Source organism: Chitinimonas sp., from assembly GCF_041904975.1.
In the GTDB taxonomy this organism is placed as follows: Bacteria; Pseudomonadota; Gammaproteobacteria; order Burkholderiales; family Chitinimonadaceae; genus Chitinimonas.
The window spans coordinates 1-12,592 of sequence record NZ_JAYRLZ010000118.1 but is presented as its reverse complement, the minus strand read 5'-3'; the positions used below and the strand labels follow the sequence as shown (position 1 = coordinate 12,592).

Below are 12,592 nucleotides of genomic sequence, written 5' to 3'. Positions count from 1 at the left end.
CGCCAATCGAGCCGGCGCCCATGGTGACGATCACGTCACCGTCTTTTGCGTGTTCCACAATGGCCTGAGGCAATTCGCTCATATCCTCGACAAACAAGGGCTCGACCTTGCCATGCACGCGTATCGCGCGGGCCAGGGCGCGGCCATCTGCGGCCACGATCGGCGCTTCGCCGGCGGCATACACCTCGGTCAGCACCAGGGCGTCGACACTGGACAGCACCTTGGCAAAGTCTTCGAAGCAGTCGCGGGTACGGGTGTAGCGGTGCGGCTGGAAGGCCAGCAGCAAGCGTTTTTCCGGGTAGGCGCCGCGCACCGCTGCCAGGGTTGCCGCCATTTCCACCGGGTGGTGACCATAGTCGTCGATCACCAGCGCGCTGCCACCGGCGGGCAAGGCCACCTCGCCATAGCGCTGGAAGCGCCGGCCCACGCCCCCGAAGGCGCCGAGCGCCTTGGCAATGGCGGCTTCGTCGGAACCGACTTCCACCGCCACGGCGATGGTCGCCAGGGCATTCAGCACATTGTGGTGACCGGCTGCATTCAATTCGATCGCCAGGCGGTGCTGATAGCCGTTCTGCCAGACAGCGTCAAAGCGCATGCGGCCGCCGGGCAGCGCCTCGATATTCTCGGCGCGCATATCGGCATCTGCGCTGACGCCATAGGTGGTGATCGGCTTGACCACCGCGGGGATGATGCTGCGCACATTCGCATCATCGATGCACAGCACGGCACGGCCGTAGAAGGGCAGATGGCTGAGGAAGTCGACAAAAGCCTGCTTGAGCTTGTCGAAATCATGGCCATAGGTATCCATATGGTCGGCGTCGATATTGGTGACCACCGCCAGGATCGGTTGCAGGAACAGGAAGGACGCATCCGATTCGTCCGCTTCCACCACGATGAAATCGCCCTTGCCCAGCCTGGCGCCGGTGCCGGCAGCATTGAGCTTGCCGCCGATGACATAGGTCGGATCGAGGCCGGCCTCCATCAGGGTGGTGGCGATCATGCTGGTGGTGGTGGTCTTGCCATGGGTGCCGGCCACCGCAATGCCCTGGCGGAAGCGCAGTAGCTCGGCCAGCATCATGGCGCGCGGAATCACCGGCACACCGCGTGCCTTGGCGGCCAGCACTTCCGGATTGTCGGCCTTCACCGCGGTCGAGGTGACCACCACATCGGCATCGTGCTGCCAGGCGGCGTCGTGGCCGAGATGGATGATGGCGCCAGCCGCCTTGAGCTGGGCGGTCACCGTGGATTCGCTCAGGTCAGAGCCGGAAATCTCATAACCCAGATCGAGCAGCACGCCGGCGATGGCGCTCATGCCGGCGCCGCCTATGCCCACGAAATGAATGCGTTTTACCTTGTGTTTCATCTGAACACCTGTGAAAGGTGAAAAGTGAAACGTGAACGGTGGCGCGGCTTGGCCGCGCAGCTACCCCACGTTTCACCGAAGTTGCCTGGCAAAGAGTCACGTTTCACGTTTCACCTCGCCACTTGTTCGACTATGTCGGCCACCGAACGTGTGGCGTCCGGCAGTGCCCGGCTACGTGCCGCCTCGGCCATGGCGAGGAGGCGATTACGGTCCAGCTCGCGCAAGCGGTCTGCCAGCCATTGGGCGGTCAGCGCGCGCTGTTGAATCAGGATGGCGGCGCCGGCATCGGCCAGATAGGCGGCATTGCCGGTCTGGTGGTCGTCCACCGCAAACGGAAAAGGCACCAGGATGGCGCCGACGCCGGCTGCAGCCAGCTCGGCCAAGGTCAAGGCACCGGCGCGGCAGATCAGCAAGTCGGCATCACGGTAGGCGCGGGTCATATCGTCAATGAAAGGCACGCAATCGGCGGTGACGCCAGCGGCGGCATAGTGCTCGCGCAATACATCCACATGCTTGCTGCCAGCCTGGTGAGTAACCAGCGGCCGCTGCGCCTCGGGCAGCAGCGCCAGCGCCTGCGGCACCACTTCATTGAGTGCAGCGGCGCCAAGGCTGCCGCCCACCACCAGCACCCGCAGCGGGCCACTGCGCTCGGCAAAGCGCTCGGCCGGGGCCGGCAAGGCACTGATATCGCTGCGCACCGGATTGCCGACCAGCTCGCCACGACCGGCAAACGCTGATGGAAAGCCGACCAGTACCCGGCGGGCAAAGCGTGCCAGCACCTTGTTGGTAAGGCCGGCTACCGAATTCTGTTCATGCACGACCAGAGGCTTGCCCAGCAAGCGGGCGGCGAGGCCACCGGCAAAGCCGGTAAAGCCGCCAAAACCGATTACCGCAGCGGGGCGATGCTTGAGCATCACCGCAAGCGCCATGACCAGCGCCCGCGCCTGCTCCAGCGGTTGCACCAATTTGCGCACCAGGCCTTGGCCGCGCACCCCACCGATAGGCAACAGGGCGATCGGAAAACCATGCTTGGGCACCAATTCAGCCTCCATCTTTCCACGGGCGCCCAGCCAGACGATGTTCCAGCCGCGCTGGGCCAGTTCTTTCGCCACCGCCAGTGCCGGGAAGATATGGCCGCCCGTACCGCCAGCCATGATGAGGATGGTGCGCGGCGCGGTCATTGGAACGGCACCTCGCGCTGATTGCGAACGGTGAAGCGTGAGAGGTGATGCGTGAGGCGCGAAAAGTGAAAGGTGAAACGTGAAAGGTGAAAGGTGCGTGCAGCCGGGAACACGCATGCGCAATCCTTTGCGCCCGCGTCCAAGCTCACTGCCCGCTGAACCTTCACTGCACTACGTTTCACATTTCACCTTTCACGTTTCACCGCGTTCATACCGAGTACCCCCGCATGAGTTGGCGGTTTTCCCAATCCACCCGCAGCAGCACCGCCAACGCCACCAGATTGGCCAGGATGCCGGAGCCGCCGAAGGAGAGCAGGGGCAGGGTGAGGCCCTTGGTGGGCAACAGGCCCATATTCACGCCCATATTGATGATGGACTGCACGCCGATCCAGATTCCGATGCCCTTGGCGACCAAGGATGCGTAGGCGCGCTCCAGCTTGGCGGCCTGCATGCCGATGGCGAAGGCGCGCCAGGTGAGCCAGGCGAACAGCACCACCACCAGGGCGACGCCAACGAAGCCGAACTCTTCGGCGATGATGGCCATCAAGAAGTCGGTATGCGCTTCCGGCAGGTAGCTGAGTTTTTCCACCGAGCCGCCGAGGCCAACCCCGGTCCATTCGCCACGGCCGAAGGCGATCAGGCTGTGGCTGAGCTGGTAGCCCTTTCCGTACGGGTCCTTGAACGGGTCCATAAAGCCGACCACCCGCGCCATCCGGTACGGCGAAATCAGGATAAAGCCGACAAAACCGAGCAGCAGCATCACCACCAGACCGGCAAACAGCCGCCAGTCAAAGCCGCCGAGGAACAGGGTGCCCATGGCAATGGCGGTGATCACCGTCAGGGCGCCGAAGTCCGGTTCGCTCAGCAGCAGGGCGCCGGTGAACAGCATCACGGTGAACATGGGAAAAAAGCCCTTCACCAGGCTGTGCATATAGGCGGCCTTGCGCACCGTGTAGTCGGCGGCATACAGCACCACGAAGAACTTCATCGCCTCCGATGGCTGGAAGTTCACCACGAACAGGCTCAGCCAGCGCTTGGAGCCATTCACCTCGCGACCGATATGCGGGATCAGCACGGTAACCAGCAAGGCGCCGCCGATCAGGAACAGATAGGGAGCGTATTGCTGCCAGATCCGGATCGGCACCTGGAAGGCGATAAACGCTGCCGACAGGCCGATGGCGAGAAAAACACCGTGGCGCACCAGGAAATAGGTCGAGCGGAATCCGGTGTCCTTGTCCACCTCGGCCGCCGCAATCGAGGCCGAATACACCATCACCAGGCCGATGGCGAGCAGCAGCAGCACCGACCAGACCAGGGACTGGTCATAGCCGAGCATGCTGGGGCGGCGGCGGATGGCGTTGTAGAACACGGCGGGCGCTAGCCTTTCAGACTCTTGACCGCAGCCACGAATACTTCTGCGCGGTGGGCATAGTTCTTGAACATATCGAGGCTGGCGCAGGCCGGCGACATCAGCACGGCATCGCCGCTTTGTGCTTCGCCTGCCGCCAGGCTGACCGCTTCCTCCATGGAGGCTGCATCGATCAGCTTGACGCCGGTGCCAGCCAGCGCCGCCTTGATCTGCGGTGCGTCGCGGCCGATCAGCACCACGGCGCGGCATTTATTGCGGCAAGCCTCAGCCAGCGGCGAGAAATCCTGGCCCTTGCCGTCGCCGCCGGCGATCAGTACCACCGGCTGGCCCATGCCTTTGAGCGCCGCTTCGGTGGCGCCAACATTGGTACCTTTGGAATCGTCGTAGTAATCGACACCCGCCACCGTTGCGACGAACTCCACCCGGTGCGGCAGGCCCTTGAAGCGCTTCAGCGCCGATACCAGCGGCAGGGTGGGCAGGCCGATGGCGCGGGTCAGCGCCAGAGCGGCCAGGGCATTGGCGGCATTGTGCAGACCGGCCACCGGCAATTCGGATGACAGCAACAGGGTAAAGTCGCCGCAGACCAGCTCGCGCCCGGCGCCGAAGGCGCGCAGGCCATATTCCGTTGGGCTGCGCGGTGCATCCAAGCCGAACCAGAACACCTGACGACCGGGACGGGCCATGCCGCGGCAGTAGCCATCTTCGCGATTGAGCACCATGGCGCCCAAGCCCTCGAAGATGCGTGCCTTGGCCGAGGCGTAGTGCAGCATCGACGGGTAGCGGTCGAGATGGTCTTCGCTCAGGTTCAGTACTGCAGCGGCATCGGGTGTCAGGCTGAAGGTGGACTCCAGCTGGAAGCTCGACAGCTCCAGCACCCACACATCAGGCTGCGGCTGCGCTTCGGTTTCCACTGCGCTCAAGGCATCGAGCACCGGCAGGCCGATATTGCCGGCCACGATGGTGGTGAGGCCGGCTGCCTCGCACATGGCGCCAACCATGCTGGTGACGGTGGACTTACCGTTGGAGCCGGTAATGGCAATGATCTTGGCGCGCGACTTGCTGGCGGCATGGGCGCGCGCAAACAGCTCGATATCGCCGAACACATCGATACCACGGGCAATGGCGGTCTGGATCTGCGGCTCGGCCAGCGGCACGCCGGGGCTGACGATCAGGAACTCGGCACCGGCAAAGGTGGTGCTGGTAAACGCGCCCAGCTTGACCGGAACCTGCGGCAAGGCCGCTTGCAGCTCGGCAAGGCCGGGCGGCTCGTCGCGGCTGTCGGCCACGGTGACGATGGCGCCATGGCGTGCCAGCCAGCGTGCAGCCGACAGGCCGGTGGCGCCGAGGCCAACCACGGTGATATGTCTGTTCTGCCAGCTCATGCATCGCTCCCGGGTGAAAGGTGAAAGGTGAAAGGTGAAACGTGCGCGAACCGGCCGCCTAGGCCTGAGTAAGCCAGGGTGCCCGCGTCATGTTGCTGCACTATCGCTTCCATCACCTTCCACCTCACGTTTCACCAATGGCGCGTAGCGCCGAATCACATTTCACATTTCACGCGGCTTAACGCAGCTTCAGCGTTGCCAGCCCGGCCAGCACCAGCAGCATGGTGATGATCCAGAAGCGCACCACCACCTGCGTTTCTTTCCAGCCCTTGAGTTCGTAGTGGTGATGCAGGGGCGCCATGCGGAATACCCGTTTGCCGGTGAGCTTGAAGCTGGCGACCTGGATCATCACGCTCAGCGCTTCCACCACGAACACGCCGCCCATGATGAACAGCACGATCTCCTGGCGCACGATCACGGCAACGGTGCCCAGCGCCGCACCGAGTGCCAGGGCGCCGACGTCGCCCATGAAGACTTCGGCCGGGTAGGCGTTGAACCACAGAAAGCCCAGGCCCGCTCCGCCGATGGCGGCGCAGAACACCGCCAGCTCGCCGGCGCCGGGGATATGCGGCAGCAATAGATAGGCGGCGAATTTGGCATTGCCGGCCACATAGGCAAAGATCGCCAGCGCCCCGCCCACCATCACGGTGGGCATGATGGCCAGGCCATCGAGACCGTCGGTGAGGTTCACCGCATTGCTGGTGCCGACAATCACGCAATAGGTCAGCACCATGAAGCCGACGCTGCCAAACGGGTAGGCAATGTGCTTGAAGAAGGGCACGATGAATTCGGTATTGGCCGGCAAGGTGGCGGTATTGGCCAGGAATCCGCCGGCCAGCAGGGCGATGGCGCTCTGCCAGAACAGCTTTTGCCGCGCCGACAGGCCCTTGGGGTTCTTCAGCGCCACCTTCTTGTAGTCATCGATAAAGCCGATGATGCCGGTGCCCAAGGTCACGCCCAGCACCGTCCACACATAGCGGTTGCTCAGGTCGGCCCACAGCAGGGTGGTGAGGCCGATAGACAGCAGGATCAAGGTACCGCCCATGGTGGGGGTGCCGGCCTTGACCAGATGGGTCTGCGGGCCGTCGTCGCGCACCGACTGACCAACCTTCAGCTCGGTCAGCTTGCGGATCACCCAGGGGCCGAGCAGAAAGCTGATGAATAGCGCGGTCATGGTGGCCAGCACCGCGCGCAGGGTGATATAGCCGAACACATTGAAGGCACGGATCGATTCGCCAAGATGATTGGCCAGCCATAGCAACATATCAGGCCCCTTCCTTGCCATTGCTGGCGATCAATGCATCCACCACCCGCGCCATGCCCATGAATAGGGAGCCCTTCACCAGCACGGCGCTCTCGGCACCGAGCTGCGGCGCCAGCGCCTCGGCCAGCGCTGCATGGCTATCGAACCAGCGGGCACCTGCGCCATAGGCTTCCACCGCATGGCGCATCTGGGTGCCGACGGCGTAAAAGCCGCTCAGGCCCTGACTGGCGGCATAGCGGCCGATATCGCGATGGCGGTTTTCCAGATCATCGAGTTCGCCCATATCGCCCAGCACCAGCCAGCGCTGGCCAGGCAAGCGCGCCAGCACATCGATGGCGGCGCGCACCGAATCGGGGTTGGCGTTGTAGCTGTCATCGATCAGCAAGGCGCCGGCTGCCGTGCGCTTTTGCTGCAGCCGCCCCTTGGCGCCCTGGTAGTGCGCCAGACCGCTAGCGATGGCAGCAACCGGCAGGCCAAGCGCATGGCAGACTGCGCCAGCAGCCAGCGCATTGCGCACATTGTGCAGGCCCGGCGTGGGCAGACTCACGCTGGCCTGACCATCTGGCGCACACAGGGTAAAGCGGCTGCTCAAGGTATCGGTTTCGACCGACTCGGCGTGCAATGCCCCCTGGCTCAGCCCGAAGCCGACAATGCGCCGGCCCGGATTGAGGCCTTGCCAGTAGCCGGCAAAATCGTCATCGAGATTGATCACCGCCACACCGTCATCCGCGAGCCCGGCGAAAATCTCGCCCTTGGCCTGGGCGATGCCCTGGCGCGAGCCGAGAAATTCGATATGGGCGGTGCCGGCGTTATTGATCACCGCCACATCGGGGCGGGCCAGCCGGGTCAGATAGTCGATCTCGCCGAAATGGTTCATGCCCATCTCGATCACCGCATAGCGATGGCCGGCATTGAGCCGCAGCAGCGTCAGCGGCATGCCGATCTGGTTATTCAGATTACCCTCGGTAGCCAGTACCGCATCGGCACCATGGGCGTTCTGCAAGACCGCATGGATCATCTGCTTCAGGGTGGTCTTGCCGCTGGAGCCGGTTACCCCGATCACGGTGAGGCCATCGAAACGGTCGCGCCAGCGCGCCGCCAGGCGACCCAGCGCGGCGGTGGTGTCGATCACTTCCAGCAAGGGTGTATCGGCCGGCAGCTGCGCCAGCGCCGGATGATCGGCCTCCACCATGGCAGCGGCGGCGCCGCGTGCCAGCACATCGGCGACAAAGTCATGGCCGTCAAAACGCTCGCCGCGCAGCGCGACGAACAAGTCGCCCGGCCGGATATCGCGGCTATCGGTCGACACCCGCGCAAACGCGATATCGCCGGCACCACGAACCGTGCAGTCGAGCGCCATCGCAGCCTGGGCGAGAGTCAGCATCATAGGGTTCATCAAATCGGTTTCCAGGCTGCCAGCGCAGCCGAGGCATGTTGCACATCGCTGAACGGCGCTCTCACACCGTTCACCTCCTGGTATTCCTCATGGCCCTTGCCGGCAATCAGCACCACATCGCCGGACTGGGCCAGCTCGATGGCGGAATGGATGGCACGGGCACGGTCGCTCTCCACGCTGTAGTCGCCATGCTGCTGAATGTCGGCGGTGGCACCATCCACGCCGTCGACGATGTCGCGGATGATCATCTTCGGGTCTTCGGTGCGCGGGTTATCGCTGGTGATGATCACCGTATTGGCCAGCCGGCAGGCAATCTGGCCCATCAAGGGGCGCTTGCCGCGATCGCGGTCGCCGCCACAGCCGAATACGCAATACAGCCGCCCCTTGGCCGGCAGGATGTCGCGCACGGTTTCCAGCGCTTTTTCCAGCGCATCCGGTGTGTGGGCGTAGTCAACAATCACCAGCGGCAAATGGCCGCCACCCAGCCTTTGCATACGCCCCTTGGCCGATTCGATCTGGCCGAGCACCGCCACGGCCTGATCGGGCGCCACGCCGCTGCGCAGCAGCACGCCAAGACAAGCCAGCAGGTTGTAGGCATTGAAGCGGCCGATCAACGGACTGCTCAGTTCCAGGCGGCCCCAGGGCGAGGCGATATCGAGACGCAAGCCAGCCAGGCTGGTGTCGATGCGCTCGGCGCGCAATTCACCGGCAGTCGCGCCATAACCCAGCGCCACATCACGCGGCAGCTCGGCCTGCATCTGTGCTCCGAAGGGATCGTCGGCATTGATGACGGCATGCTGCAGGCCTTCCCAGTCGAACAGGCGGCGCTTGGCGGCGGCATAGGCGGCCATGCTGCCGTGATAGTCGAGATGGTCGCGGCTCAGATTGGTGAAGATGGCGGCATCAAAGGCCACGCCGTGGGCGCGCGCTTGCTCCAGACCATGCGAGCTGACTTCCATGCACAGATGGCTGGCGCCGGCAGCGCGGTAGCTGGCCAGCAGATTCTGCAGGCGCACCGCGTCGGGGGTGGTATGGCTGGCATCCGCCAGCTGGTCGATAAAGCCGTAGCCTATGGTGCCGATCAGCGCAGCCTGATGACCAAGCAGGCCGAAGGCCTGGGCCAGCCAGTGGGCGCAGCTGGTCTTGCCATTGGTGCCGGTGACGCCGACGCTGAACATTGCCTGGCTGGGGTTGCCAAGCAAATGGGCGGCAACAATGCCGGCCAGGTCACGCAAAGCGGGCAGCGGCAGATTGGGCACGGCCCAGTCGCCCTGCCAGACAAACTCCTCCGCCTCCCACAGCACGGCGCCAGCGCCAGCTGCGATGGCAGCCGGAATATGGCTGCGGCCATCGGCATATTCGCCGCGATAGGCAATGAAGCAGTCGCCCGGCGCCAGTTGCCGGCTATCGGCAACAATACGGCGTCCGGCCGCCACGGCATCGATGGCCGACCAATCCAGGGCAGGCAGTTTCCAGCTGGCTGGCTTCACATTTCCTCCTTGACGGCAGCGGCCACATCATCGGGTAGCGGCAGGTTTTGCGGTGCATCCGGCGGCACGCCCAGCATGCGCAGGCTGCCCGCCACCACAGCGCTGAATACCGGCGCGGCCACATCGCCACCGAGATGCTTGCCATTGGATGGCTCGTCGATCATCACCGCGACGATCAGATGCGGATCGGACATCGGCGCGATGCCGACAAAGGAGCCGACGTATTTGCTCAGGTTGTAGCCACCGGCTTCCGGCTTGTAGGCGGTGCCGGTCTTGCCGCCGACCCGGTAGCCGACCACCCGCGCCTTCAGGGCGGTGCCGCCCGGTTGGGTGACCATCTCCAGCATCTTGCGCATGGCTTGGGCGGTTTCCGGCTTGAGGATCTGCTTGCCCGGCAGCGGCGCCACCAGGCGCTGAAAGCTGATCGGCCGCACCACGCCGTCGCCGGCAAAGATCTGGTAGGCACGAGCGATCTGCAACAGGCTTACCGAGATGCCATGGCCGTAGGACATGGTGGCCTGGTCGATCGGCACCCAGTTTTTCCAGGGGCGCAAACGGCCAGTTGCCTCGCCGGGGAAACCCGAGCGAGGCTGCTGGCCAAAGCCGAGGCTGTCGTAGAACTGCCAGAGGTGTTCGCGTTCCATGCCCAGCTGCAACTTGGAGGTGCCGATATTGCTGGACATCTGGATCACTTGCTCCACGGTGATCCGGCCATGCGGATGGGTGTCGTGGATGATGTTCGGTCCGATGGCATAGGAACCGTTGCCGGTATCGACCATGGACAGCGGATTGACCGTGCCGGTCTCCAGGGCTGCCGACACGGTGAACGGCTTCATGGTGGAGCCCGGCTCATAGGTATCGGTCAGCGCCCGGTTACGCCGCGAGGCAGGATCGAGCTTTTCGCGGTTGTTCGGGTTGAAACTGGGCATATTGGCCAGCGCCAGCACTTCGCCGGTGCGGGCGTCCAGCACCACGATGCCGCCGCCCTTGGCCTTGTGATCGTCCACCGCTTTTTTAAGCTCGCGATAGGCCAGGTACTGGATCTTGCTGTCGATCGACAGGGTCAGGGTCTGGCCGTCGCGCGGCTTTTCGATGCTGGCAATGTCTTCGACGATATAACCACGGCGATCGCGGATCACCTGGCGGCTGCCAGCCTTGCCGGCCAGCATGGCCTCGCGCGTCAGCTCGAAGCCTTCCTGGCCCTTGTTGTCGATGCCGGTGAATCCAATGATATGTGCCGTTACTTCACCGGTCGGGTAGTAACGGCGATATTCGGCCTGCTTGGAAATACCGGGAATACCCAGCGCCAGCACGCGCTGTGCCTTGTCTGGCGGCATTTGCCGGCGCAGGAACACGAATTCGCGATTCTTGTCGGCCAGCTTGCGACGCACTTCCTCTACCGGCAATTCCAGGTTGCGCGCCAAGTCGGCCAGCTGGCGGGCGCTGAGCGGTTCCATATCGGAGGGGCTGGCCCAGATCGACTGCACCGGGGTGGAAATCGCCAGCGGATCGCCATTGCGGTCGGTAATCATGCCGCGATTGGCTTCCTGGGTCAGGCGGCGGGTAAAGCGGGCATTGCCCTGCTCGCGCAGGAACTCTTCCTTGTAGCCCATCAGATAGGTGGCGCGGCCGATCAGCAGCAAAAACAGCGCCACCAGGGCGCCCAGCACCAGCCAGGCACGCCAGCTCTGCAATTTCACCACCGGAGCGGACATTGCCGAGTAAGTCATATCAGTTCGCCACCCGCGCCGGTGGAATACGGATATGGGCCGCGTCGGGCACCTTCATGCCAAGGCGGCTGCTCGCTTCCTTTTCGATACGCGAATGGGTGGCCCAGGTGCTTTGTTCCAGCTGCAACTGGCCCCATTCCACATCGAGCCGCCGCGCCTCGCCCTGCGCCTTCTGCAGTTCGATATAGGCATGGCGCGCCTTGTGCTGCGAGGTCACAACCCCGAGTGCACAGGCGATCACCACGAATAGCAGCAAGAGATTGAGCCGGGTCATGCTGCGGCTCCGGTACGTTCGGCCACCCGTAAAATGGCGCTGCGCGCGCGCGGGTTGTCCTGCACTTCTGCCTCGCTGGGGCGGCTTGCCTTGCCGACCAGTTTGAGCGGTGCTTCACCGATATCGGCAGCACGCACCGGCAGGCGGCTGGGCAGCTTGTCGGCCTTGGCGCAATCGGCCATAAAGCGTTTGACGATGCGATCTTCCAGCGAATGAAAGGCGATCACCGCCAGCCGGCCACCCGCATTGAGGCGCGGCATGATTTGCGGCAGGGTCAGCGAGAGCTCTTCAAGCTCGCGATTGATGTAAATCCGTATAGCCTGGAAGGTACGTGTCGCCGGGTCCTGCCCCGGCTCGCGGGTGCGGACGGTCTTTGCCACGAGCGCGGCAAGCTGCCGGGTGCTGACAATCGGGTTTTCGAGCCTAGCCGCAACAATCGCGCCTGCAATCTGTTTAGCAAACCGTTCTTCGCCATAATCGCGTATCACCTCTGTGATTTCGGCCTGTTCGGCCACTGCCAGCCAGTCCGCGGCGGTCTGGCCGCGGCTTGTGTCCATGCGCATATCGAGCGGCGCGTCGAAGCGGAAGCTGAAGCCGCGGCTACCATCGTCGATCTGCGGGGAAGAAACGCCCAGATCCATCAGCACGCCATCAACCTTGTCGATGCCCAGCCCATCGAGGCCGCTGGCAAAGGCGGCATAGGGCTCGTGAACGATGGAAAAGCGCGGATCGGTGATGGTGGCGGCATCGGCCACCGCCTGCGGGTCTTTGTCGAAGGCGATCAGGCGGCCGTTCGGCCCCAGACGCGACAGGATCAGGCGCGAGTGCCCGCCACGCCCATAGGTGCAATCCACATAGATGCCATCGGGCTGCAGATTCAGCGCGTCCACCGCTTCGGTCAGCAGCACCGTGCGGTGAGTGAAACCTGGCGCGCTCACAGCACGAAACCATCCAGTTGCGCGGCGATATCGGCCGGCGACATTGCCAGCGCCGACGCCGTTTGCTCGTGCCAGCGCGCCTCGTCCCACAACTCGAACTTGCTGCCAAGGCCGACCAGGGCGACCGATTTATCCAGCTTGGCGAATTGGCGCAGGGTGGGCGACAGCAGGATGCGGCCCGAGCCGTCCATTTCCAGCTCTTCGG

At 64.0% G+C, this 12,592-nt stretch carries 11 protein-coding genes; all 11 read right to left on the bottom strand.

Annotated features, from left to right (window positions below):
- On the bottom strand, positions 1 to 1,363 hold a 1,363-nt coding region (murC, locus tag ACE3OH_RS12290), incomplete at its 3' end, for a UDP-N-acetylmuramate--L-alanine ligase (protein WP_374352868.1).
- Between the two features lie 110 nt (positions 1,364 to 1,473).
- Positions 1,474 to 2,544, bottom strand: coding sequence for an undecaprenyldiphospho-muramoylpentapeptide beta-N-acetylglucosaminyltransferase (murG, locus tag ACE3OH_RS12285; RefSeq protein ID WP_374352865.1), 1,071 nt, complete (start codon positions 2,542 to 2,544; stop codon positions 1,474 to 1,476).
- Between the two features lie 208 nt (positions 2,545 to 2,752).
- A complete protein-coding gene (ftsW, locus tag ACE3OH_RS12280; RefSeq protein ID WP_374352862.1) occupies positions 2,753 to 3,913 on the bottom strand; it encodes a putative lipid II flippase FtsW in 1,161 nt (386 codons plus the stop codon).
- 8 nt (positions 3,914 to 3,921) lie between these two features.
- Positions 3,922 to 5,295, bottom strand: coding sequence for a UDP-N-acetylmuramoyl-L-alanine--D-glutamate ligase (gene murD / locus ACE3OH_RS12275; protein WP_374352860.1), 1,374 nt, complete (start codon positions 5,293 to 5,295; stop codon positions 3,922 to 3,924).
- A gap of 178 nt (positions 5,296 to 5,473) precedes the next feature.
- Positions 5,474 to 6,559 carry a phospho-N-acetylmuramoyl-pentapeptide-transferase gene (gene mraY / locus ACE3OH_RS12270; protein ID WP_374352858.1) on the bottom strand — a complete coding sequence of 362 codons (1,086 nt, stop codon included), beginning with the start codon at positions 6,557 to 6,559 and terminating at the stop codon, positions 5,474 to 5,476.
- Position 6,560: 1 nt separating this feature from the next.
- The gene (murF, locus tag ACE3OH_RS12265) at positions 6,561 to 7,955 is read right to left on the bottom strand and encodes a UDP-N-acetylmuramoyl-tripeptide--D-alanyl-D-alanine ligase (protein ID WP_374352854.1); all 1,395 of its coding nucleotides are present in this window, start codon (positions 7,953 to 7,955) and stop codon (positions 6,561 to 6,563) included.
- Complete coding sequence (locus ACE3OH_RS12260) at positions 7,955 to 9,445, bottom strand: UDP-N-acetylmuramoyl-L-alanyl-D-glutamate--2,6-diaminopimelate ligase (protein WP_374352851.1); 1,491 nt, start codon at positions 9,443 to 9,445, stop codon at positions 7,955 to 7,957. Before ACE3OH_RS12260 ends, murF begins: the two co-directional genes overlap by 1 nt.
- Positions 9,442 to 11,175, bottom strand: coding sequence for a peptidoglycan D,D-transpeptidase FtsI family protein (locus ACE3OH_RS12255; RefSeq protein ID WP_374352848.1), 1,734 nt, complete (start codon positions 11,173 to 11,175; stop codon positions 9,442 to 9,444). The genes ACE3OH_RS12260 and ACE3OH_RS12255 overlap by 4 nt, the downstream gene beginning before the upstream one ends.
- A 1-nt stretch (position 11,176) precedes the next feature.
- Positions 11,177 to 11,449 (bottom strand): cell division protein FtsL, encoded by a 273-nt coding sequence (gene ftsL / locus ACE3OH_RS12250; RefSeq protein ID WP_374352845.1) that lies wholly within the window; start codon positions 11,447 to 11,449, stop codon positions 11,177 to 11,179.
- Positions 11,446 to 12,387, bottom strand: a complete 942-nt coding sequence (gene rsmH / locus ACE3OH_RS12245; RefSeq protein WP_374352842.1) for a 16S rRNA (cytosine(1402)-N(4))-methyltransferase RsmH — start codon at positions 12,385 to 12,387, stop codon at positions 11,446 to 11,448. Before rsmH ends, ftsL begins: the two co-directional genes overlap by 4 nt.
- Positions 12,384 to 12,592 (bottom strand): division/cell wall cluster transcriptional repressor MraZ (locus tag ACE3OH_RS12240; RefSeq protein WP_374352839.1); only part of this gene is annotated, 209 nt, incomplete at its 5' end. The genes ACE3OH_RS12240 and rsmH, both read right to left, overlap by 4 nt.

Coding starts and splice junctions, on each gene's coding strand:
- ftsL (WP_374352845.1), bottom strand. CDS start 11,449: ATGACCCGGCTCAATCTCTTGCTGCTATTCGTGGTGATCGCCTGTGCA.
- murF (WP_374352854.1), bottom strand. CDS start 7,955: ATGAACCCTATGATGCTGACTCTCGCCCAGGCTGCGATGGCGCTCGAC.
- murG (WP_374352865.1), bottom strand. CDS start 2,544: ATGACCGCGCCGCGCACCATCCTCATCATGGCTGGCGGTACGGGCGGC.
- mraY (WP_374352858.1), bottom strand. CDS start 6,559: ATGTTGCTATGGCTGGCCAATCATCTTGGCGAATCGATCCGTGCCTTC.
- murD (WP_374352860.1), bottom strand. CDS start 5,295: ATGAGCTGGCAGAACAGACATATCACCGTGGTTGGCCTCGGCGCCACC.
- ACE3OH_RS12255 (WP_374352848.1), bottom strand. CDS start 11,175: ATGACTTACTCGGCAATGTCCGCTCCGGTGGTGAAATTGCAGAGCTGG.